At 61.9% G+C, this 22,454-nt stretch carries 21 protein-coding genes and 1 pseudogene; 12 read left to right on the top strand and 10 right to left on the bottom strand.

Going from position 1 to position 22,454, the window contains the following annotated elements:
* Nucleotides 1–5: 5 nt before the first annotated feature.
* A complete protein-coding gene (locus tag NKI41_RS16235; RefSeq protein ID WP_352469749.1) occupies nt 6–887 on the bottom strand; it encodes an AraC family transcriptional regulator in 882 nt (293 codons plus the stop codon).
* A 128-nt stretch (nt 888–1,015) separates the two neighbouring features.
* Here NKI41_RS16235 and NKI41_RS16230 point away from each other — a divergent pair, with 128 nt between their 5' ends.
* Nucleotides 1,016–2,266, top strand: a complete 1,251-nt coding sequence (locus tag NKI41_RS16230) for an MFS transporter (RefSeq protein ID WP_352469748.1) — start codon at nt 1,016–1,018, stop codon at nt 2,264–2,266.
* Nucleotides 2,267–2,389: 123 nt separating this feature from the next.
* Here NKI41_RS16230 and NKI41_RS16225 read toward each other — a convergent pair whose 3' ends face one another.
* Nucleotides 2,390–3,580, bottom strand: coding sequence for a glycerate kinase family protein (locus tag NKI41_RS16225; protein ID WP_352469747.1), 1,191 nt, complete (start codon nt 3,578–3,580; stop codon nt 2,390–2,392).
* A gap of 1 nt (nt 3,581) precedes the next feature.
* Nucleotides 3,582–4,952, bottom strand: coding sequence for an SLC13 family permease (locus NKI41_RS16220; RefSeq protein WP_352683928.1), 1,371 nt, complete (start codon nt 4,950–4,952; stop codon nt 3,582–3,584).
* A gap of 262 nt (nt 4,953–5,214) precedes the next feature.
* On the opposite strand from NKI41_RS16220, the gene NKI41_RS16215 reads away from it, so the two are divergent.
* From NKI41_RS16215 to NKI41_RS16170, 10 genes and pseudogenes are all read left to right on the top strand, one after another.
* Nucleotides 5,215–6,819: a sensor histidine kinase gene (locus tag NKI41_RS16215; protein WP_352469745.1), complete on the top strand. Its 1,605-nt coding sequence runs from the start codon at nt 5,215–5,217 to the stop codon at nt 6,817–6,819.
* Nucleotides 6,797–7,477: a response regulator transcription factor gene (locus NKI41_RS16210; protein ID WP_352450507.1), complete on the top strand. Its 681-nt coding sequence runs from the start codon at nt 6,797–6,799 to the stop codon at nt 7,475–7,477. The genes NKI41_RS16215 and NKI41_RS16210 overlap by 23 nt, the downstream gene beginning before the upstream one ends.
* Nucleotides 7,478–7,898: 421 nt before the next feature.
* Nucleotides 7,899–8,404: pseudogene (locus NKI41_RS16205) on the top strand (DUF2938 domain-containing protein).
* A gap of 222 nt (nt 8,405–8,626) precedes the next feature.
* Complete coding sequence (locus NKI41_RS16200; protein WP_352469743.1) at nt 8,627–9,271, top strand: 50S ribosomal protein L25/general stress protein Ctc; 645 nt, start codon at nt 8,627–8,629, stop codon at nt 9,269–9,271.
* A gap of 23 nt (nt 9,272–9,294) precedes the next feature.
* Nucleotides 9,295–10,020: an aminoacyl-tRNA hydrolase gene (pth, locus tag NKI41_RS16195; RefSeq protein WP_352469742.1), complete on the top strand. Its 726-nt coding sequence runs from the start codon at nt 9,295–9,297 to the stop codon at nt 10,018–10,020.
* A gap of 3 nt (nt 10,021–10,023) precedes the next feature.
* Nucleotides 10,024–10,647: a hypothetical protein gene (locus tag NKI41_RS16190; protein ID WP_352683926.1), complete on the top strand. Its 624-nt coding sequence runs from the start codon at nt 10,024–10,026 to the stop codon at nt 10,645–10,647.
* A 12-nt stretch (nt 10,648–10,659) separates the two neighbouring features.
* Nucleotides 10,660–11,763 carry a redox-regulated ATPase YchF gene (gene ychF / locus NKI41_RS16185; RefSeq protein ID WP_352469740.1) on the top strand — a complete coding sequence of 368 codons (1,104 nt, stop codon included), beginning with the start codon at nt 10,660–10,662 and terminating at the stop codon, nt 11,761–11,763.
* 217 nt (nt 11,764–11,980) lie between these two features.
* Entirely contained in the window at nt 11,981–12,955 is a 975-nt protein-coding gene (gene corA / locus NKI41_RS16180; RefSeq protein WP_352469737.1) for a magnesium/cobalt transporter CorA, read from the top strand.
* Nucleotides 12,956–13,089: 134 nt separating this feature from the next.
* Entirely contained in the window at nt 13,090–13,551 is a 462-nt protein-coding gene (locus NKI41_RS16175) for a MaoC family dehydratase (protein ID WP_352469736.1), read from the top strand.
* On the top strand, nt 13,548–14,018 hold the full coding sequence (locus NKI41_RS16170) for a MaoC family dehydratase (protein WP_352541010.1): 471 nt from the start codon (nt 13,548–13,550) through the stop codon (nt 14,016–14,018). Before NKI41_RS16175 ends, NKI41_RS16170 begins: the two co-directional genes overlap by 4 nt.
* Nucleotides 14,019–14,064: 46 nt before the next feature.
* On the opposite strand, the gene NKI41_RS16165 is transcribed toward NKI41_RS16170, so the two are convergent.
* From NKI41_RS16165 to petA, 4 genes are all read right to left on the bottom strand, one after another.
* Nucleotides 14,065–14,610, bottom strand: coding sequence for an adenine phosphoribosyltransferase (locus NKI41_RS16165; protein WP_352469734.1), 546 nt, complete (start codon nt 14,608–14,610; stop codon nt 14,065–14,067).
* Nucleotides 14,611–14,822: 212 nt separating this feature from the next.
* Nucleotides 14,823–15,695, bottom strand: coding sequence for a cytochrome c1 (locus NKI41_RS16160; protein ID WP_352683925.1), 873 nt, complete (start codon nt 15,693–15,695; stop codon nt 14,823–14,825).
* A gap of 89 nt (nt 15,696–15,784) precedes the next feature.
* A complete protein-coding gene (locus tag NKI41_RS16155) occupies nt 15,785–17,086 on the bottom strand; it encodes a cytochrome b (RefSeq protein ID WP_352541008.1) in 1,302 nt (433 codons plus the stop codon).
* A gap of 16 nt (nt 17,087–17,102) precedes the next feature.
* A complete protein-coding gene (gene petA / locus NKI41_RS16150; RefSeq protein WP_352469731.1) occupies nt 17,103–17,663 on the bottom strand; it encodes a ubiquinol-cytochrome c reductase iron-sulfur subunit in 561 nt (186 codons plus the stop codon).
* A gap of 281 nt (nt 17,664–17,944) precedes the next feature.
* On the opposite strand from petA, the gene NKI41_RS16145 reads away from it, so the two are divergent.
* Entirely contained in the window at nt 17,945–18,301 is a 357-nt protein-coding gene (locus tag NKI41_RS16145; protein ID WP_352469828.1) for a cupin domain-containing protein, read from the top strand.
* Nucleotides 18,302–18,328: 27 nt separating this feature from the next.
* On the opposite strand, the gene NKI41_RS16140 is transcribed toward NKI41_RS16145, so the two are convergent.
* The 3 genes from NKI41_RS16140 to NKI41_RS16130 are packed head-to-tail and all read right to left on the bottom strand — an operon-like array spanning nt 18,329 to nt 22,435.
* Nucleotides 18,329–18,643 (bottom strand): DUF6665 family protein, encoded by a 315-nt coding sequence (locus tag NKI41_RS16140; RefSeq protein WP_352683924.1) that lies wholly within the window; start codon nt 18,641–18,643, stop codon nt 18,329–18,331.
* A 22-nt stretch (nt 18,644–18,665) separates the two neighbouring features.
* Nucleotides 18,666–20,549 carry an ABC transporter ATP-binding protein gene (locus NKI41_RS16135; protein WP_352683923.1) on the bottom strand — a complete coding sequence of 628 codons (1,884 nt, stop codon included), beginning with the start codon at nt 20,547–20,549 and terminating at the stop codon, nt 18,666–18,668.
* Nucleotides 20,546–22,435 (bottom strand): ABC transporter ATP-binding protein, encoded by a 1,890-nt coding sequence (locus NKI41_RS16130; protein ID WP_352541005.1) that lies wholly within the window; start codon nt 22,433–22,435, stop codon nt 20,546–20,548. The genes NKI41_RS16135 and NKI41_RS16130 overlap by 4 nt, the downstream gene beginning before the upstream one ends.
* Nucleotides 22,436–22,454: the final 19 nt, after the last annotated feature.

Here is a 22,454-nt window from a genome sequence, read left to right as displayed (position 1 = left end):
GCCCTTCAGGGCTGCGCCTCAGGCCGAGCCGGACCACTTGTTCGTCGCACACCTTCGCCAGCATCACGGGCGCCCCGCATGTAACCGCGTGGCGAGGCTCCCAGCATGCGCTTGAACATGGTGATGAACGCCGGCACGCTGTCATAGCCGAGATCGAGCGCCACCCTCGTGATCGGCTCGCCGTCGGCCAGCCGTGGCAGCGCCGCGAACAGACAGGCCTGCTGACGCCAGGTCGACAGCGACAATCCGGTCTGGCGGTGGAACGCGCGGGTGAAAGAGCGGCGGCTCATGCCGACGATAGCAGCCCACTCGTCGATCGTCGCATGCGGTGACGGTGCCGACACGAAGCGCCGGCACAGCGTCGCCAACCTTGCATCGGACGGGAACGGAAGGCCGAGCGGCCGTTCCGGCAGGTTCGGGATTTCGTGCAGCAGGAGCTTCATGATCAGTCCACCCCGCCCCTTCAGCTCGGCGCCTTGCGGCAGCTTTTCCGATTCCACGATCAGGCTGTGCATCAGGTCGGTGATGCCGACGACACGCAACCCGTCCGGCAGGCCGGGAATGGCCTCCGGCATCACATAGACGGACCGCATGCTGACGTCGCCCAGCATCTCGACGGAATGTTCGGTGCCGGCGGGGATCCACATCGCGTGGTCCGGAGGCACCATCCAGCGCCCATGCCGCGTCTTCACCAGCACGACACCGACCAGCGCGTGCAGCAACTGGCTGCGGCTATGATGGTGCGGTGGCACATGGTAGCCGTCCGGATATTCGGTCGGCAGCGCCACTGCCGGCCCTACGGCCTGCTCCAGCCATTGCCAGCGACGCTCATGCAACAGCCCGAGATCGGTGTCGCCCGCTCTGAACATTTCCCTGCCATGCGGCATCAGCTATGGCCCACTTGCGAAACTATTGGACCAAACCACGAAAGAAGTCGCGTGACAAGCAACGTATAAGGCTGCGCCCTATAAGACCGCCTGCGGGAGCGCCCGCCAAAAAGACCACGGAGCCTGCCTTGACCGATACCACAGCAACCGCCGACGCCAAGCCGGCAGCGGCCAGCCACATTTCAGCTCAGGCGACGGCCTTCACCGTCATCCTGGCGGTGAGCTTCTGCCATTGCATCAACGATATCATGCAGTCGCTGCTGTCGGCGATCTATCCGCTGCTGAAGGACAATTACGGTCTCGATTTCTGGCAGATCGGCCTTTTGACTTTTACCTTCCAGGTGACGGCATCCTTGCTGCAGCCGGTGATCGGCATGATTACCGACAAGCGGCCGATGCCTTATTCGCTGCCCTACGGCATGGCTTCTTCGCTGATCGGGCTGGTCGTGCTGGCCTATGCCGGACATTACTCGCTGCTCCTCATCGGCGCCTCGCTGATCGGCATCGGCTCAGCGATCTTCCACCCGGAATCCTCACGCATCGCCCGCTTCGCCTCCGGTGGCCGGTTCGGTCTTGCGCAGTCGCTGTTCCAGGTCGGCGGCAATTTCGGCCAGGCGATGGGGCCGCTGCTGGCAGCATTCATCGTCGTGCCCTTCGGCCAGACCAGCATCGCCTGGTTTGCCGGCGGCTCGCTGATCGGCATCATCGTGCTGTGGCAGGTTGGCGGCTGGTACAGCCGCCTGCGCGCCGCACAGGGCACCCGCAAGGCGGCAGGCTTCGTTTCGCCTTTCCCGCGCCGCAAGGTCCTGGGCGCGCTGGCGGTGCTGACCTTGCTGGTATTGACCAAGAACGCCTACATCGCCAGCCTGTCCAGCTACTACACCTTCTATGCCATCCATAAATTCGGCGTTTCGGTGCAGATGTCGCAAGTCATGCTGTTCCTGTTCCTCGGCGCCTCGGCCCTTGGCATCCTGCTCGGCGGCCCGTTCGGCGACCGCTACGGGCAGAAGGCGATGATCTGGTTCTCGATCGTCGGCGTGCTGCCCTTCACGCTGGCCCTGCCCTATGCCAATTTCGAGTGGACGATGGTTCTCACCGTGCTGATCGGCCTGATCCTGTCCTCGGCCTTCTCGAACATCGTCGTCTTTGCCCAGGAACTGGTGCCCGGCCGCGTCGGCATGATCGCCGGCATCTTTTTCGGCTTCGCCTTCGGCATGGGCGGCATCGCGGCCGCCGTGCTTGGCGTCGTCGCCGACATGAAAGGCATCGATTTCGTCTTCCAGGTCTGCTCGTATTTGCCGCTACTCGGGCTGCTGACGGTTTTTCTTCCCAACATGAAGGAGGCGAGGAAGCTCAAGGCGGGGACCACGATCGGGTGAAGTTTGGGTTGGACTTCGGCTTCCCCGCCCACCGGGCAGCGCGAAATTCGGTTCTCGACATAGACTTCGAGCCGGTCAGGGCCGCCGCGTAGCGACATCGCGGCCATTGGCTGACACGCTCCGTCATCTGAACTTGAAAGCACGCGTCGCCCGCATCAGCCGGAATGCCTGCTCGGCAGCGTTCGCCAGCAGCGTGTCGGCGTCACGGATCGCGTCTTCGAGGGAACACGGTCGGCACAGAATGCTGAAGAAGGCATCGATGCCGATGTCGTGGGTCGCCTCTGCACCTGCTCCGATCGTTCCGGCCAAGGCGATGACAGGCAGATTGTGACGTTTCGCGCGCCGGGCAATCTCGGCTGGTATCTTTCCAAAGCTCGTCTGACCATCCAGGCCACCCTCGGCTGTCATGACGATGTCGGCGTTTGACAGCCGATGATCGAGATCCATATACCGCAGGATCAGGTCGAAGCGCGGATGCAGCCGGGCCCCAGCAAAGGCGTGAAGTCCGGCGCCGAGTCCCCCGGAAGCTCCTCCGCCGACAAGCGACGTCACGTCGACGCCGAGGTCGCGGCGAACGACGTGAGCGACATTTTCCATGCCTTGCTCGAGCAAAACCACCTGGTCAGGTGTTGCACCCTTTTGCGGGCCGAACACCCGGGCGACGCCTCTCTCGCCGAGCAGCATGTTGTAGGGATTTACCGCGACGTCGATACGAACATTCGAAAGGCGATGATCACGACTGGAAAGATCGACACGAGCTAGCGATGAGAGGGCCGAGCCGCTCCCCGAAATGGGACGGCCGCCGCCGTCGAGCAGACGCACGCCTAATGCTTGGGCCATGCCGGTTCCTGCATCGTTGACACCCGAGTCACCGCAGCCGATCAGAATTCTTTCCGCGCCAAGATCGAGCGCAAAACGAATCAACTCACCAACCCCATAACTTGTAGTGCGGGTCGGGTCACGCATGTCCGTGGGGACGAGCCGGAGCCCGGCAGCCGCCGCGATTTCCAGAACTGCTGTCCGTTTCTTTCTTCGCCCGAGAAAACCGACATTGGCCGCCACGGGTTGTCCCACCGGTCCCGTCACTGTGACGGAATGCAGCTCGCCATCAGACAATTCAACAAGGGTCCGCGTAAAATCCTCGCCGCCATCCACCATTGGAAGGCCCAGGATCTTTGCTGTCGGAACGGCATTGCGAACGCCGCGCGCCAATGCAGCGATGACATCACGAACGCCGAGGCTCTCCTTAAAGCCGGAGGGTGCGACCAATACTCGAAGCCGTCTTCGTTTCGTCAATCCTTTCTTTTTCGACATTCTACGGCTCTCCAACAAGTTGCAGATGGAGCGTGTTGAGCAGGGCTCCGGTGGCTGGCCACACGGCGACCGCGAACACGACGATGAGGATGAACTGCATCGGCAGCAGGATTGAGCTGAGCAAGGCGAGGTCTTTCGGGCCGTAGCCTTCCTCGTCGACCCCCGCGAAAAGCGCCACCGGTTTCGCGCAGATCGCGAGGGTTTGGCAAAAGCCGGTCGCCGAGACGAGGACAAACATTGCCAGGAGAGGGTCGAGCCGCGCTGTCGATGCGAGCATCAGCGCCGGGGGCAGCAGCACCGAGACACGCGCCGTGCGACTGTGGATCACGAGATGACTGAAAAGCCCAAGCAAGGCTAATAAGGAGATAAGCGCCAACGGGCCCAAGCCGGTGCCGCGCAGCGGATCGACAGTCGTCTCGATCAACCACCGATTGAGGTCTGATGCCGTCAGGCCGTCTGCCAAGCAGATCGTCGCCGCCAGAAACAAGAGCAGCTTCCACTCCGCACTCTTGATTGCATCGCCAAACGCCACGGAGCCTACTCTAGGAAGTGTGGCCAAGAGAGCGCCGCCAAGAGCGACAACGGTGGCATCAAGTCCGTGGACAGGTTCGGTCAGCCACGCGATGACAACCCCGCCGGCGATCCAGAGTATCGGCTGCCGTGCCAATCCGGCACCGCCACTAGTCACCGTCGTTGGCTGCAAAAGGGTCATCCGCCGTTCGACCGGCGACAGGAAAAGCCGGAGCAGGCATTCGACCGAAAGGAAGGTGCTTACGGCCGCAAACGGCAGGCCGAAAGCGATCCATTCCAGATAGCTTACTTTCACACCCGAGAGGCGGCCGACCATTTCGATCGCCAGCAGATGGGCACCGGCGCCGACGGGCGATGCAATGGCCGAGAGCAGGATAACAGTGGGGAACAGCAGCGCGAAGGCCCTTCGCAACCGGGCGCTTCCACAGCGTCCCGCGATCGCCTGAAAGGCGGGGATCATCAAAGCTGCGCGACCTGAGGTCGACGGAATGACGAAGGCTGTGGCGATCATGACGGCCGTCAAGGAATAGGCGATTGCGCGAACCGATCGCATGCGCCCCGTCACGAGGCCGAGAACGCGATCTGCGACCCCACTCGCCTTGAAGGTGGCCGCCAACATGAAGGAGGCAAGCAATAGCCAGATCAACTCATCGCCGAGCGCATGAAACAGCGCGCCTGGATCACGGTTGACCAGCAGCGCCATTGCCAGCCCGGCGGCGATCGCAACGAAGGTGTCGTCGAACGGCGTCAGGGTCCACCCGATGATCGCGACAAGCAGGATCTCGAGCGCTCGCCGGGCGTCGGACGGGAGCGCGGAGAGGCCGAATTCAATGATGGCCACACACAGGGATACACAGGTTCCGATCAGTGCGGCTCGCCATATCGGCCAGAGCACCGGCGGTGTCCTTTCCCGAAGGGTGGCGTCACTGTCGGTCCGAAAATCTACTTGTGCCAACCGAAACCTCGTCTAGTTCGCCGCCAACGTGGCGATGAGGGCGTCGCACACCCTCCGCTCGAACTTAGGAGGTTCCGATTAGACGCTTGGGAGGGCTCCGGTTAGAATTTGGTGAGAGGCATTATCCGATCGCCGGCAGGATTACCGCATGACCGTTCGAGGCCGCATCTTCCTATTTCAAATCGTCATTCTCGCCCTTGTCGGACTGATTTCAGGACTGGCATTCGCAACACTCCAGCTGACAGAGGAATTCGTCCGCCGAATCGACAGCGTCCACGGGCGGTTCGAGGCGCTCGCCGAACTCAATGGGCAAGCCAACAATTACACCGAGCAACTCGCTGAAGTCTTGCTGCTTGGGCCCGAGCAAATGCCGGATTTCGAAGCGGCGCGAGAAGCAGTGAAATCCGGATTCTACAAGCTGGAGGGCGCCACTCGCGAGGAACTCGGTGCTCTCGGATATTGGAGCGATAGACGCCAGGAGGAGGCTGAACTCAGATTCGTCGGTCGCGTCAAGGCGCTGTTTGAGGCGATCGATCGGGCCGCCCAGCGACTGTTCAGCCAGCGAACAAAGGGGGATCCAAAGGGCATCGTAGACGCCTTCCGCAACGATGTGGAGCACCGATTAGAGAACGATCTTGAAGAAATGATTGAAGCCGCTTTGCACGATGAGCGCAGGGAGGTTGGAGAGGAACTCGCCGGCGTCCGTGGCGCACAATGGCGGCTGCTGCTGCTGACCGGCGGCTTCGCTGCGTTGCTCATGCTGGGCAGTCTGGGGTTCGGCCTGGTCCTGCGACGATCAATCGCCACACCTGTGCGTGAACTGAACGAAAGCGCCAAAGCCATCGCTGCAGGCAAGCTCGACCATCGCGTTTCCGCGACCGGACGCGACGAGTTCGCTTCCCTCTCGCGAAGTTTCAACAGCATGGCCGAGGCTCTCGAGATCGAACGTGCTGCTCTGATTTCGGTACAGGACCGCTTGGAGGCGGAGGTTCAGTTGCGCACCCGTGAACTGCGGAAAGCCAATGAGCAACTGAGAGCGATCGATAGCCGACGCACACAATTTTTTGCGGAGGCAAGCCACGAACTCCGCACGCCGTTGACGATTCTCCGCGGAGAGGCCGACGTTGCCCTCCGCGGCCAACCGCGTGTTCGATCTTACCGCGAAGCTCTGAGCCGAATCCGCAATTGCGCTGAAGATATGGCTCGCAACCTGGGGGACCTTCTGGCATTCGCCCGCTCCGAAGCTGAAAATTTCAGGTTCTCCTTGCGCAACATCGACACCGGTGAGGTTGTGAAGGCGGCCGTTCAGGAGGCTTCCGTACTCGCAGGTCCCAAGCAGATATCCGTTGACCTGTCGCTCAACCCAGACCATTGCCTCATTCGGGGTGACGCCCAGCGCCTAAAGCAAGCGCTGCTGATCGGCTTCGACAACGCCATAAAGTACTCAAAGCCGTATCAGACAATAGCAGTCGAGATGGCTGAGCGTCATGGAATGCTTGAGATCGCCATCCGCGACAACGGTTCAGGGATCGATGCCAACGATCTCCCGTTCGTGTTTGACCGATATTATCGCGGGCGTGTCGGCGGGAGGTCCGCAGCCGACGGCCTTGGTGTTGGCCTCGCGATCGCCAAGGAGATTATAGACGGGCACAATGGCACAATCGGCCTTGAAGGAATTGAGCCTTCGGGAACCCTCCTCAGAATCAGACTGCCGCTGGTACATCGCACCCATGATTCGAATCCTGATCGTTGAAGACGACCGGCGTGTCTCCGACTTTCTCCGCCGGGGGTTGGAGGCCGAAGGCTTCCACGTGAGTGTCGCGGAGGACGGTCGCGAGGGACTAGCCATTATTCGTACGGATCCATTCGATCTCGTGATCCTGGACCGTCTGCTTCCCTACCTGGACGGCCTTGAGCTGTGCCGGATCGTGCGATTGGAGCAGTGGCCGGTTCTCATCCTGATGCTGACCGCGAAGGAGACAATTCAGGATCGCGTAGATGGGCTCAAGGGCGGTGCCGACGATTACCTGACGAAACCGTTTGCGTTTGATGAACTGGTGGCCAGGATTGACGCGCTGCGCCGACGCCGTCAGGGTGCAGTGGATCGACAATTGCTTCGAGTGAGCCGCCTCAATCTCGACACGAGCGCTCGTCGTTTTGCGGACGGCGACCGGGAAATCAGCCTTACCCGACGTGAATTCGACCTTCTGCATTTTCTCATGCTCAACGCGGGGAAAGTGGTTAGCCGCGAGCGCATCCTCAACAATGTCTGGTCATACAGCTTCGAACCCGGGACGAAGATCGTGGAGGTATACATTCGCTATCTGCGTGCGAAGCTCGGGCCGGATGCATCGGCCAGCATTCAGACAGTTCGTGGGATCGGCTACATGCTGGTCGAGCGGAAGCCATAGAAGGTAGAGCGAAACTCTTTATCGCACCGTTCTCGCCACTCGCTGGAAACCTCCTCTTTCCGCAACGCCGCTTCCACCGCTTGTTTCCGAATAGGTGTTCATCGGCTCCCTTCCATGCTGCCGGCGCGCGCCGTCCACCCGCCGTGGGCATTGCCCCGCCGCGGTTCCCCTTTCCACCCGCCGCGGTTCCCCTTTCCATTTGTGTTCGGGCTTGGGCGGCGACACCGATTTTGGCGGCCGTTAACCGCTTTCGTAATTCACGGCCTCTACCCCCAGGCCTGCAGCCACCCAGTCGGGGAAGCCGCCTTCGAACCGGCGCGGGGCCCAGCCTCGTGCCCTGAGGATTGCCAAGGCGTCGGGCGAAAGAACGCACTGGACTCCACGACAATAGGCGACAACGGGTGAAACAAGAGATGCCAAAATGTTGGAGTTCGTTGTTCGTGCGGCCGTCGTTGGAATCGGCGCGACAGCCCTGATGGACCTCTGGGGATGGTTTCTGAAGCGAATGTTCGCGATTCCACCGCTTGATTACGCCTGGGTCGGCCGCTGGATCGGGCACTTTCCACATGGACGTTTGCACATGCGAATATCGCACAAGCTGCCCGCGTTCGCGGCGAAACCGCCATTGGATACCGCCATTGGATGGAGTGCGCATTACGCGACCGGCATCGTATTTGCCGCAGCGCTGATTGGAGTGTGGGGCCTCGACTGGGCACGGCACCCGACAGTGCTTCCGGCCCTGTTGGTCGGCGTCTGCACCATCGTCGCCCGTTCTTCGTGATGCAACCGGCTTTTGGGATCGGCATCGCGGCTTCGAAAGTTCCCAACCCGCGCACTGCGCGCCTGCGCAGCCTTATGGCCCATCTGTCTTTCGGGGTTGGGCTGTACGTTGCAGCATCGCTTTCGGCATTGCTACTTCCGGCCTGACGGGCCGCCCGCTTGCACCTCGCGCCGCCTTCCGCTATAGAGCCGCCACCCGCGTAGACACCCTTGGAGGCAACGCGGCGGAAGGCCGCCTTCCCGCATGATCCCGAAAAGTGGATTCCGGTTTTCGGACCAGTCATGCGTTAGCTATATCGGCTTTCGACGTTTACGGCCCCGGCACGTTGCCGGCCGCGAACGCTCCAGAACAACGCGAAAGGAAATGCCATGAGCCACGATACTTACGAGCTCAAGGCCGAAGCGCGCGAACAGGTCGGTAAGGGGTCCGCCCGTGCAGTTCGCCGCAACGGTAAAGTGCCTGCAGTGATTTACGGCGACAAGCAGCCTCCCCTGGCGATTGCGCTGACCTACAAGGACATCTACTACAAGATCCATGGCGGCGGGTTTCTGACCACGGTCGCCACGATCGATGTCGACGGCAACAAGATCCAGGTTCTGCCCAAGGATTTTCAGCTCGACCCGGTCAAGGATTTCCCTGTCCATGTCGATTTCCTGCGCATCGGCAAGGATACCGAAGTCAACGTCGATGTGCCCGTGCACTTCATCAATGAAGACAAGTCGCCCGGCATCAAACGCGGCGGCGTGCTCAACATCGTGCGCCACGAGGTCGAGTTCCACTGCCCGGCCAATGCGATCCCGGATTTCATCACCGTCGATCTCACCGGTACCGATATCGGCGATTCGATCCACATTTCGGCCGTCACCTTGCCGGCCGGCGTCAAGCCGGTGATCTCCGACCGCGACTTCACCATCGCGACCATTGCCGGCTCCTCGGCGATGAAGCCGGAGGCCGCGGAAGAGACGACTGAAGCGGCTGCGCCCGAAGCGGCTCCTGCCGCCGAAGAGAAGTAACCCCTTCCCGCCCGGAGGCGACGATGCTTGTCTTTGCAGGCCTCGGCAATCCGGGCGCGAAATACGCCAACAACCGGCACAATGTCGGCTTCATGGCGGCGGACGCGATCGCCCGCCGCCATTCCTTTTCGCCCTGGTCGAAGAAATTCCAGGGTCTGATTGCCGAAGGCACGCTTGCCGGCGAAAAGGTGATCCTGATCAAGCCGCAGACCTTCATGAACCTGTCCGGCCAGGCGGTCGGCGAAGCCCTGCGCTTCTACAAGCTCGGCCCTTCGGCACTGACCGTCTTCTATGACGAGATCGACCTTGCCGCCGGCAAGGTGCGGGTCAAGGTCGGTGGCGGTTCCGGCGGCCACAACGGTATCCGCTCGCTCGACCAGCACGTCGGCAAGGATTTTCGCCGTGTGCGCATCGGCGTCGGCCACCCCGGCGTCAAGGAAATGGTGCATGGCCATGTGCTCGGCGATTTCGCCAAGGCCGATCGCGAATGGCTGGACGTGCTGCTCGACGCAATCGCCGATGGTGCCGGATTGCTTGCTAAGGGCGACGACAATTCCTTCATGAACCGCGTGACGCTGGCCTTGCGCGACAAGCTCACGCCGACGGGCGACGACGATCGCCCGCCGCCCAAGGCGCCAAGAGCACAAAGCCACGTCCGCCAGGCGCGGCCGCAACAGCCGGCGGCCAAGCTGCCCGAAACCGGCCCGATGGCGGCTATGCTGAAGAAGCTTTTTGGCGGCAAGGACTGAGCCATGGATATGGATGACGTTCAGGAACTGGTCCGTCTCATCAGACAGAAGTATGTTGATTATTTCGTCGCCGCTGCCGGCGAACTTGCTCGCAACGGCCAAGGGTCGCATGCAACCGAGATCAAGTTTTCGAACGTCGATTCCTTCTATCGAAATCTCATCGCGGTTGATTTCGTCGGCAATGACGGACAGCCAAATCCGCAATTCATCAACTGCGATTCCTATGTGAAATTCTCTCCGGATATTCACGCCGGGATGGGTGGAATGGATGTCCTCATCTCACCTTTCAGGTGGGATGAGATTCATTTTAAATTCCCTATAAATGAGCTCGACGGCGATCTCTTCGACGAATGGTTTCGCGGCTGGTTCGATATCGATGGCGAGCGTGAAACATCGGAGACCGTCGGAAACGTCATTCACAGTGCGCAATTGCTCGACGGGCAACTGACCATCGATTTCGGAACCGCTGAGGTCGACGCGTTCTGGCATCTTCTGCAAATACTGAACAGGTCCGGCGTTCATTCGTTGGCGATAGGCACCGATGACATCGCGCAGCGTCTGAATTGCGCCTTGACGATCATCGGCGCTTTCGCCCATAGCCCTGATCAAATTTCGATTTCCCGATAGGACCAGACAAAAATGGGTTTCAAATGCGGCATCGTTGGCTTGCCCAATGTCGGCAAGTCGACGCTCTTCAATGCGTTGACTAGGACGGCGGCGGCGCAGGCCGCCAATTATCCGTTCTGCACCATCGAACCGAATACCGGCGAGGTGGCGGTGCCCGACCCGCGCCTGCAGAAGATCGCCGCGATCGGCAAGTCGAAGGAGATCATCCCGACCCGCATCTCGTTCGTCGACATTGCCGGCCTGGTGCGTGGCGCCTCCAAAGGCGAAGGGCTTGGCAACCAATTCCTCGCCAACATCCGTGAGGTCGACGCCATCGTCCATGTGCTGCGCTGCTTCGAGGATGACGACGTCACCCATGTCGAGGGCCGCATCGATCCTGTCGCTGATGCCGAGACCGTCGAAACCGAATTGATGCTTGCCGACCTCGACAGCCTTGAGCGCCGCATCGTGCAGATCCGCAAGCGTGCCGCCGGCAAGGACAAGGAAGCAGCGACCGCACTTCCGATGATGGAAGCGGCGCTTGAACTGCTGCAGGCCGGCAAGCCCGCCCGCATCCTGCTCAACGGCATCTCGGCTGAGGATCTACGCATCCTGCAGGGGCTGAATCTCTTGACCTCACACCCGGTGCTTTACGTCTGCAACGTCGCGGAAGCCGATGCCGCCACCGGCAACGCGCATACCAGGGCGGTCGAGAAGATGGCCGCCGCGCAAGGTGCCCGCACCGTTGTGATTTCCGCGGCGATCGAGGCCGAGGTCGCCCAGCTCTCGGACGAAGAGGAAATGGAATTCCTGGCAACGCTCGGTCTGGACGAACCCGGCCTGAACAAGGTCATCCGCGCCGGCTACGAGCTGCTCCAGCTCATCACCTACTTCACCGTTGGCCCCAAGGAGACACGCGCCTGGACCGTGCACAAGGGCGCCAAGGCGCCGCAGGCGGCAGGCGTCATCCACACCGATTTCGAGCGCGGCTTCATCCGCGCCCAGACCATCGCCTATGAGGACTTCGTCAGGCTGGGCGGCGAAGTCGCGGCCAAGGAGGCCGGCAAGGCGCGCGACGAAGGCAAGGAGTATGTCGTCCAGGACGGCGACATCATGCTGTTCAAGTTCAACACCTGAGCCGGCGAGGGAGCCCAATGGTCACCATTGCCGTCGCTCGATGACAAACTTCAAAGCAGGGCGTCGCAGTGGCTCTTGCGCTGCTTGACGGGCCATCGTGCGGGGTCTAAGGGGCCTCTGCACCGGCCTCGCGCCTCGCCTGCCCGTGTCCGTGCGATGTGACTGACGCGCCCCCTCCAAACGAACGCTCTTTGGCAACAGCAAGGGAGACCCGGCGATGATCAAGGCCTTCGTCGTCGACAATGATCGCCTGCGCCTGGTCGACGATCTCGTGCAAAACAGCGACACTGTCGTCTGGGTCGACCTCTTCAACCCGACAAAGGAGGAAGAGACGACAATCGAGACCTGGCTCGGCATCGCCGTTCCGACGCGGGAAGAGATGGAGGAGATCGAGATCTCGAGCCGTCTCTACGTCGAGGACGGCGCCTACTTCATGACCGCCATTCTGCCTGCGCAGACCGAGGTGAACGATCCCTTGATGTCGCCGGTCACCTTCGTGCTCGCCGGAAGCAGGCTGATCACCGTGCGTTACCACGAGCCGAAGGCGTTCAAGACCTTTCCGCTGCGCGCCGAGAAGGTGGCGACCGGCTGCACCAGCGGCGACACCATCCTGATCGGACTGCTGGAGGCGATCGTCGACCGCCTCGCCGACATTCTGGAGCGCGCCGGCCGCGACGTGGAGGCGATCTCGCGCGACATCTTCGAGGCACGCTCGACCAAGGTTTCCAAGCGCAACCGCGACTTCCAGGAGCTGTTGAAAGGCATTGGCCGCAAGGAGGACCTCGCCTCCTCGATCCGCGACAGCCTGATCTCGCTGCAGCGCCTTGCCGGCTTTCTCGCCCATGCCTCCACGCAAAGCAGGATGAGCAAGGATACCCGCGCTCGCATCAAGACCTTGTCGCGCGACGTGCTGTCGCTCGCCGACCACGCCACGTTCCTGTCGCAGAAGATCAGCTTCCTGCTCGACGCGACGCTCGGCATGATCTCGATCGAGCAGAACGCCATCATCAAGATCTTCTCCGTCGCCGCTGTCATCTTCCTGCCGCCGACGCTTGTCGCTTCGATCTACGGCATGAATTTCGACATCATCCCTGAGCTCAAATGGCACTTTGGCTATCCCTTCGCCATCGGCATGATGGTGCTTTCGGCAATCCTGCCTTTCTGGTATTTCCGCCGCCGCGGCTGGCTATAGGGTCGTCAATACCGCGCTGCGGCTTGGTCGCAACGGGCTGGCGCAATAGAAATTGCTTGACCAAATGCCGCCCTGCCTGCATCCGGGACCCGGACCCGTAGCGATCGTACAATCCTGAACAGGATTTCCAGACCATGACCGCAAAGACCTGGGCTTATGAGGATTTTGTCGAGGGCGCTTCGCTCGACCTTGGCACCAAGTTGGTAAGCGCCGCCGAAATCATAGAATTCGCCAACGAGTTCGATGCCCAGCCGATGCATCTCGACGAGGCCGCGGGCAAGGCCAGCATCCTCGGCGGGCTGGCGGCTTCAGGCTGGCACACCTGCGCCGTGTTCATGCGCATGCTGTGCGATGCCTTCCTGCTCGACTCGACCTCCCAGGGCGCGCCGGGCGTCGACCAGGTCAAATGGAAACGGCCGGTCCTGGCCGGCGACCTGTTGACCGGCAGCACCACCGTCCTTGCCAAGCGACTGTCCAGATCGAAACCCCGCCTTGGCCTGGTGACCATGCGCAGCGAGTTGTTCAACCAGCGCGGCGAAGGTGTTTTCGAGCTCGAAAACACCGTCATGTTCCTCACCCGCGAGGGCAGTGCGTGAGCCTCGACGAATTCTTCTGCATCGGTATCACCGTCACGCTCGGTTCACATCGATTCGAACCGGAGGCGATCAAGGCGTTCGCCCGCAAATACGACCCGCAGATATTCCATATCGACGAAGAGGCGGCGAGGAACAGCATATTCGGCGGGCTCTGCGCCTCGGGCTGGCACACCGCCGCCACCTGGATGAAATTGAACCTCCAGGCTGGCATAGAGGCAGAGGTCGCCCGCTGGCCCGGTCCCGGGCCGGTGCCGGAATTCGGCCCCTCGCCCGGCTTCAAGAACCTCAAATGGCCCAAACCTGTCTATGCCGGGGAAACCGTGACTTTCACCCGCACCGCGCTGGCCCATCGCCCCATCGCCTCGCGACCGGGCTGGCGGCTGCTGACGCTCCGCTCGGAGGCCTTCGATTCGACCGGCGACAAGGTCATCGAATTCGAAAGTGCCGTGCTGGTGAAGGTGGAGTGACCGGAGTTCTTCCCTACTCCACAAGAAGGGGAGAAGGAAGAAACGCTCAATGCCCCTCAAACCCGATCAGCGTCCTCACCGGTACGCCGAGCGCCTCTAACCTCTCGCGGCCGCCAAGGTCCGGCAGGTCGATGACGAAGCAGGCGGCGAGGATGTCGGCGCCGATCTGCCGCAATAGCTTGACGGCCGCCTCGGCCGTGCCGCCGGTGGCGATCAAATCGTCGACGAGGATTACCTTCTCGCCTGGAGAAACACCGTCTTTGTGCATCTCCATCTCGTCCAGCCCGTATTCCAGGCTGTAGGCGACGCGCACCGTCTCGGAAGGCAACTTGCCCTTCTTGCGGATCGGCACGAAGCCGGCCGAGAGCTGGTGGGCGATGGCGCCGCCGAGGATGAAGCCGCGCGCCTCGATGCCGGCGATCTTGTCGATCTTGAGGCCGGCATAGGGATGCACCAGTTCGTCGATGGCGCGGCGGAAGGCCCGCGCATTGCCGAGCAGCGTGGTGATGTCGCGAAACAGGATGCCCGGCTTGGGATAATCCGGAATGGTGCGGATCGCGGCAAGCAGCGTCTCTTCGAGCGAGGATTTCATCAAGCGGCTCTCCGGGCCTTTCAGATTCGGCTGAAGACGTGAAGGGAATGGGCCAATCGTAACCCGGTGCAGCTAAGTCCGGCTACCGCCATGTGAGCCTGACGGAAAATTGTCCGGCAAAGGGGCCACTCTGCGCCGGCAGCGATGAATCGACATGCCTGCAATGAGAAGGGCGTCTTTCGACGCCCTCGCATTCTCGTAGATCGCAGGGCTCAGTGCGCCACGCCGGCCCACACCTTGCGTTTGGTCAGGTAGACCAGTGCGCCGAACAGCAGCAGGAAGACCAGTACGCGAAAGCCGGTCTTCTTGCGGTCCTCGAGGTGTGGCTCGGCCGCCCACATCAGGAAGGCGGACACGTCACGCGAATACTGGTCGACCGTCTGCGGCGCGCCGTCATCATAGGTTACCTGGCCGTCAGAGAGCGGCTTCGGCATCTTCAGCGACACGCCGGACAGGAAGTACGGATTGTAGTACGTGCCTTCTGGTATGACCATGCCCGCCGGCGGCTGCTGATCGTAGCCGGTCAGCAGCGAGCGGATGTAGTCGGGGCCGCCCTGGGCATACTGGGTAAAGATATCGAAGACGAAGCGCGGGAAGCCGCGTTCGACCCCGCGCGCCTTTGCCAGCAGCGACATGTCGGGCGGTGCTGCGCCGCCATTTGCCGCTGCCGCCGCCTCCACATTGGGGAACGGCGCCGGGAAATGGTCGGACGGCTTGCCGGGACGATCGAACATGTCGCCGGCATCGTTCGGTCCGTCATGGATCGTATATTCGGCCGCCAGCGTCTTGATCTGCGCATCCGAATAGCCAAGGCCCTCCAGTGTACGGAACGCCACCAAATTCATCGAATGGCAGGCCGAGCAGACTTCCTTGTAGACCTTCAGCCCGCGCTGCAGCTGGGCCTTGTCGTAGGTGCCGAATGGCCCGGCGAAGCTCCAATCCATTTCCTCCGGTTCGTGTATCGGGAAATGCGTCGGCGCCGCCTCATTGTGCGCCTCTTCCTGGGCGCTGGCTCCAGTGCTTGCGGCACCCATGCCCGCGGCCAAAAGGCCAAGCAGCGCCAGCGAGGAGAGAATCTTCTTCATGCCAAATCCCCTTGAGATTCTCTGACGCGCCGTCACCGTCTCGAGCATGACCTTGTCCGAGTACCGGTTTCCACTTTTCGGAATCATGCTCAGCCCTTGGTTTCCGGCGCGGTCGTGGCGCCGGCAGGATGTCCACCGCCGCCCTTGTTCTTCTCGAGCACCGCCTCGGTGATCGAGTTCGGCAGCCGCCGCGGCTTTTCGATCAGCCCGAGCACCGGCAGCGCTACCAGGAAGAAGGCGAAGTAGAACAGCGTCGCCATCTGCGCCATGAATACATAGCTGCCCTCGGCCGGCTGCGAGCCCAGCCAGCCGAGCAGGATGGCGTCGGCCACGAACAGCCAGAAGAACAGCTTGTACCAGGGCCGGTAGACTGCCGAGCGCACCTTCGAGGTGTCGAGCCACGGCACTAGGAACAGCATGACAATCGCGCCGAACATGCAGAGCACGCCGCCGAGCTTGGAGTTGATGGGCCCGATATTGAAGGTGATAGCGCGCAGGATCGCGTAGAACGGCAGGAAGTACCATTCCGGCACAATGTGGGCCGGCGTCTTCAGGGGGTTGGCAACGGTGTAATTGTCCGGATGGCCGAGATAGTTCGGCAGATAAAAGACGAAATAGGCGAAGACGAACAGGAACACGATCATGCCGAACCCGTCCTTTATGGTCGCGTAAGGCGTGAAGGCGAGCGTGTCGGTCTTCGATTTGACCTCTATGCCGGTCGGATTGTTCTGGCCGACGACGTGAAGCGCCCAGATGTGCAGCACGACAACGCCGGCGATCATGAACGGCAGCAGGTAATGCAGCGCAAAGAAGCGGTTCAGCGTCGGATTGTCGACCGCGAAGCCGCCGAGCAAAAGCTGCTGGATCCAGTCGCCGACCAACGGGATGGCGGTGAAGAAGCCGGTGATGACAGTAGCGCCCCAGAAGCTCATCTGGCCCCAGGGCAGCACGTAGCCCATGAACCCGGTCGCCATCATCAAGAGGTAGATGATGCAGCCGAGTATCCACAGCAACTCGCGCGGTGCCTTGTAGGAGCCGTAGTAGAGCCCGCGGAAGATATGGATGTAGACGGCGACGAAGAAGAACGACGCGCCGTTCGAATGCAGGTAGCGCAGCAGCCAGCCCGAATTCACGTCGCGCATGATCTTCTCGACCGAATCGAAGGCGAGAGTGCTGTCGGCCGCATAGTGCATGGCCAGCACGATACCGGTCAGGATCTGCGCCGCCAGCATGAGCGCAAGGATGCCGCCGAAGGTCCAGGCATAGTTCAGGTTGCGCGGCACCGGATAGGCGATGAAGCTGTCATAGACCAGCCGCGGCAGCGGCATGCGCGAATCGAACCAGCGTCCGATGCCGGTCTTGGGCGTATAGGTCGAGTGTCCCTCGCTCATCGAAATATCCCTTGCCTCAGCCGATACGGATCTTGGTGTCGGAAACGAATTGAAACACCGGCACCGCCATGTTCTCGGGCGCCGGTCCCTTCCGGATGCGGCCGGCCGTATCGTATTGCGAACCGTGGCATGGGCAGAACCAGCCGCCGAAATCGCCTTCCTGGCCGAGCGGGATGCAGCCAAGATGGGTGCAGACCTGGACCATCACCATCCAGGCTTCCTTGCCCGGCGTGGTCCGGTTGGCGTCGGTTGCCGGCGCGTCGGCCGGCAGGTTGGCGTTGCGGGCAATTGGATCCTTGAGTTCGGCGAGATTGACCGCCTCGGCGTCCCTCATCTCTTTTTCGGTGCGGTTGCGCACGACAACCGGCTTGCCGCGCCACTTCACGACGAGCGACATTCCCGGCGTCAGCGAGGAGACGTCGACCTCGACCGAGGCGAGCGCCAGCGTCGAGGCATCCGGTCGCATCTGGTCGATGAATGGCCAGGCAACGGCGCCCGCGCCGACCACTGCGGCCATGCCGGTGGCGACGTAGAGAAAATCACGACGGTTGGGATCCTGGGTGTCGGTTGCGCTCACGGGTGCCTGATCCTTTCGCCTCTTCCGTGCCGGCGGCCGAGCCTTGTTCCCCGCTCAATCGCGCCGGCCCGACAGCGCATGGCGAACAGGCTAGCGAATTCCTCCGGCATTTGGGACTTGGGTTTATGCGTGAAGCCTGTTTTTGTCCAGACGGGTGAAGGCACAAGGGCAGATTGTCGCGGGGGCGTAATTCGCACGGCGGAACGATTGGAAAACAGCAGCAAAACCAAATGGCTGCGTTCGCCTCGACATCTGGCGCTCGCCCGGTTTATCCTCGGCCTATGGCGCATGTCATAGACCGCGGCAAATGGGCCGAAGCGCCCGACCGCTGGCCCGACCACTGGCAGGGCGAGCTGCAAGGCGGAGCTTACGGCTCCCGCAGCTGCCTGATCTTCAACTACCTGCCTGACATCGGCGGCGGCCCCAGGCTGCACAGCCATCCCTATTGCGAGATTTTTATCATCCGGACCGGCACCGGCCTGTTCACCATCGGCGACCGGCAGATCGAGGCCACCGCCGGCCAGATCCTGGTCGTACCGCCGAACACGCCGCACAAATTCACCAATCTCGGGCCAGGCCCGCTGGAAACTACCGACATACACGAGAACGGCAGCTTCATCACCGAGTGGCTGGAATAACGCTTCCCAAACCAGTTCCGGTTCGGATCATGCGCTGGCGCCGAGCCTGGCCAGCACGGCCTTGGGAATGTTGTATTCCCGGATCACCGCGTCGTGCTTGCGCAGGCCGCAGAGTTCGCGCTGGATGAAATACCCGTGCACCGCTTCGGCTGCATCCCTGAGCAGCCGGGCGCGGTCGACATCGTCGCAATTCTCGCGCAGCCTCGTCAATGTTTCCTCGACGCGCCGGCCGGCGCGGCCGAGCGCGGCCGCCTTCTCGCCGAGGATTTCATGGCCAAGCAGGTCCAACGCGCTCTCCTGCGCGCCGGACCGTCCGAAATTCGATGGCATTCTCACCATCATGGTCTACTCCGGTCTTTAGAAACTACTCCGCCGGCCGGGTCTCGGCCAGCGCGCTCTCCTCGTTGAACAGGAAACCGCCGGACTGCCGCTTCCACAGCCTGGCATAGAGCCCGTCGAGCCCGACCAGCTCGTCATGCGTGCCTTGCTCGACGATGCGGCCCTCGTCGAGCACCACCAGCCGGTCGAGTGCCGCAATGGTCGACAGCCGATGCGCGATGGCGATGACCGTCTTGCCTTCCATCAGCCTTGCCAGATTTTCCTGGATCGCCGCCTCGATGTCGGAATCGAGCGCCGAGGTCGCCTCATCGAGCACCAGTATCGGTGCATCCTTGAGGAAGACGCGGGCGATCGCCACGCGCTGGCGCTGGCCGCCGGAGAGCTTGACGCCGCGCTCGCCGACATAGGCCTCGTAGCCGATACGATCGCGATTGTCGCGCAGACCGAGGATGAACTCGTGCGCCTCGGCCTTCTTCGCTGCCGCGACCACCTCGGCGTCGGTCGCTTCCGGCATGCCGAGCTTGATGTTGTCGCGCAGCGAGCGGTGGAAAAGTGCCGTATCCTGGCTGACGACGCCGATATTGGCGCGCAGCGAATTCTGCGTGACCCTGGAGACGTCCTGCCCGTCAATGGTGATCTTGCCGCTCTCGAGGTCGTAGAGGCGCAGGATCAGATTGACCAAGGTCGTCTTGCCGGCGCCGGACGGGCCGACCAGGCCGACCTTTTCGCCCGGCCGCACGACGAGGTCGATGCCGTTGAGCACGCCGGACCCCTTGCCGTAGTGGAACTCGACATTGTTGACGTTGATACGCCCGCCGCCGACGACAAGCTCTTTCGCGTCCGGCGCATCGGTCAGGCCGAGCGGCTGTGAGATCAGCGCCTTGGAATTCTCCAGCACGCCGAGGTTCCGCAAGATGCCGTTGAGCTGCATCATCAGCCGGCCGAGCAGCATGTTCAGCCGCAGCACCAAAGACAGCGTGAAAGCCACGGCGCCGACTGTGATCGCACCCTCGACCCAGAGATAAACGGCAAAGCAGGCGATCGCCGTGATCATAATGCCCGACAGCATCGTCAGCGCCATGCGCACGCCGGTCAGCCTGCGGGTGAACGGGCGCAGCGCGTCGAGATAGATGTCGAAGCCGTTCCTGATGTAGCGGTCGTCGCCATCGGCCGAGAACAGTTTCAACGTCTGCACGTTCGAATAGGAATCGACAAGGCGGCCGGTGATCATCGAGCCGGCTTCGGCGGTGGCTTCGGCATGTTTGCGGATTGCCGGCAAATAGCGCCTGGCCAGAAAGCCGAAGGCGGTAATCCAGATCACCACCAGCACCGCCAGCCGGAGATCGAGCCCGGCGACCAGCGCCAGCGTCGTCACCGTATAGACGACCATGAACCAGACCACCTCGATGAAGCTTTCCATCAGATCGCCGGTCGCCTGTCCCGCCTGCCAGACCTTGGTCGCGATACGCCCGGCAAAGTCGTTCTGGAAGAAGGCGTAGGATTGGCGCGAGACATGGCGATGCGCCTGCCAGCGCACCAGATTATAGAAACCCGGCGTGATCGTCTGCTCGTCGACCAGCGCCGACAGGCCGACGACAATGGTGCGGATGACCAGCACCACCGCGATCATGAAGACAAGTTCCGGGCCGGCGGCAGTCCACAGAGCGTGCCAGCTGCGTTCACCGGGAAGCTGGTCGAGGATGTCGACCAGCCGCCCGACGAAATAGAACAGTCCGGCTTCGACCAGCGGCGCGATGCCGCCGATCACCAGCATGGCGAAGAAGGCGATCTTCGCCTGCCCGACATAATGCCAGAGGAAACCCCTGACGCCGGCAGGTGGCCGAAGGTCCGCAGGCTCGCGGAATGGATAGACCCAGTTCTCGAACCAGCGGTAGATGGCAGTCATCATTCGGCGGCTTCACCCTTGGCGATTGCATCGTTGGCGGCTGCATCGTTGGCGGAGGGGCCGTCGTCGAGCAGGAAGCCGCCCGACTGGCGCTGCCAGAGCTGGGCGTAGAGCCCGCCGCTGGCAACCAGTTCCTCATGCGAACCTTCCTCGATGACGCGGCCCTTGTCCATGACGACGAGCCGGTCCATGGCGGCGATCGTCGACAGCCGGTGCGCAATGGCGATGACGGTCTTGCCTTGCATCAGTCTGTAGAGGTTCTCCTGGATGGCCGCCTCGGCCTCGGAATCGAGGGCGGAGGTCGCTTCGTCGAGGATAAGGATTGGTGCGTCCTTCAGCATGACACGGGCTATGGCGATGCGTTGCCGCTGGCCGCCGGACAATTTGACGCCGCGATCACCGACATGCGCGTCGAAACCCTTTCGACCGTTAGAATCCGACAATCCGGCGATGAAATCCAGCGCCTCGGCGCGCCGCGCCGCCTCGATCAGCATCTGGTCGCTGGCGTCCGGCCGGCCATAGAGGATATTCTCGCGCACCGAGCGATGCAGCAGCGAGGTGTCCTGCGTGACCATGCCGATCTGGGCGCGCAGCGAGTCCTGCGTCACCGCCGCAATGTCCTGGCCGTCGATCAGGACCTTGCCGCTTTCGAGGTCATAGAAGCGCAACAGAAGATTGACCAGCGTCGACTTGCCGGCACCCGAACGGCCGACGATGCCGACCTTCTCGCCCGGCTTCACCGTCAGCGACAGGCTTTCGATCACGCCCTTCTGCTTGCCATAGTGGAAGCGGATGTCCTCAAAACGGATCTCCCCCTTGGTCACGGCAATATCCTTGGCGCCAGGCCGGTCTTCGACGAGGCGCGGCAGCGAGATCGAGGCGATGCCGTCCTGCACCGTGCCGATATTCTCGAACAGCGTGGACATCTCCCACATGATCCATTGCGACATGCCCCAGAGCCGAAGCACGAGGCCGATGACCAGGGCGACGGCGCCGATCGTCACGGCTTGGCCGAGCCACAGCCATAGCGAGATTGCAGTGACCGAAAACAACAGCAGCGAATTCAGGACGTAGAGCAGGCCGTAGAGCTGCGTCACCAACCGCATCGACCGGTAAACGGTGTCGAGAAAGCCGGCCATACCGTCCTTGGCGAAGGATGCCTCGCGCCGCGCATGCGAGAACAGCTTGACCGTCTGGATGTTGGAGTAGCTGTCGACGACACGGCCGGTCATGGTTGAGCGCGCATTAGCCTGCTCCTCGCCGACCTTGCCCAGCCGCGGGATGAAATAGCGCAACAGCAGGACATATCCGGCAAGCCAGACGGCAAGCGGCGCAGCCAGCCGCCAGTCTGCCGAGCCGACAATGAACAGCATGCCGAGAAAATAGACGACGATATAGTTGAGCACATCGATGAGCTTGATGACGCACTCGCGCACCGCGAGCGCGGTCTGCATCAGCTTGGTCGCGATGCGCCCGGCAAACTCGTCCTGATAGAAGCTCATCGACTGCTTGAGCAGGTAACGATGCACCTGCCAGCGGATACGCATCGGATAATTACCCATCAGCGTCTGCTGGTTGAGCAGCGAATGGAACCAGACCGTCGCCGGCAGCGCGAAAACCACGATGAAGGCCATGCCGGCCAGCTTCAAGCCTTCGGTCTGCAGGAACGTCTCGCGATTCTGTCCGGAGAGCCAGTCGACGATCCGGCCCATGAAGCCGAACATCCACACCTCGGCAAGGGCGATGGCCGTCACCAGTACCGCATCGAGTGCGATGTAGGGCCACGCGCCGCGCGTATAATGCACGCAGAAGGCGATCAGTGTCCGCGGCGGCTCGACCGGCTCCTTGGCAGGGAACGGATCGAGCCTTTTTTCAAACCAGCTAAACATAGAGATGCTCATAATACCT

It is taken from the genome of Mesorhizobium sp. M0601 (genome assembly GCF_040320845.1).
GTDB lineage: Bacteria > Pseudomonadota > Alphaproteobacteria > Rhizobiales > Rhizobiaceae > Mesorhizobium.
Note: the sequence above shows the minus strand (reverse complement) of the source record. Positions and strands in the feature narration are given on the sequence as shown.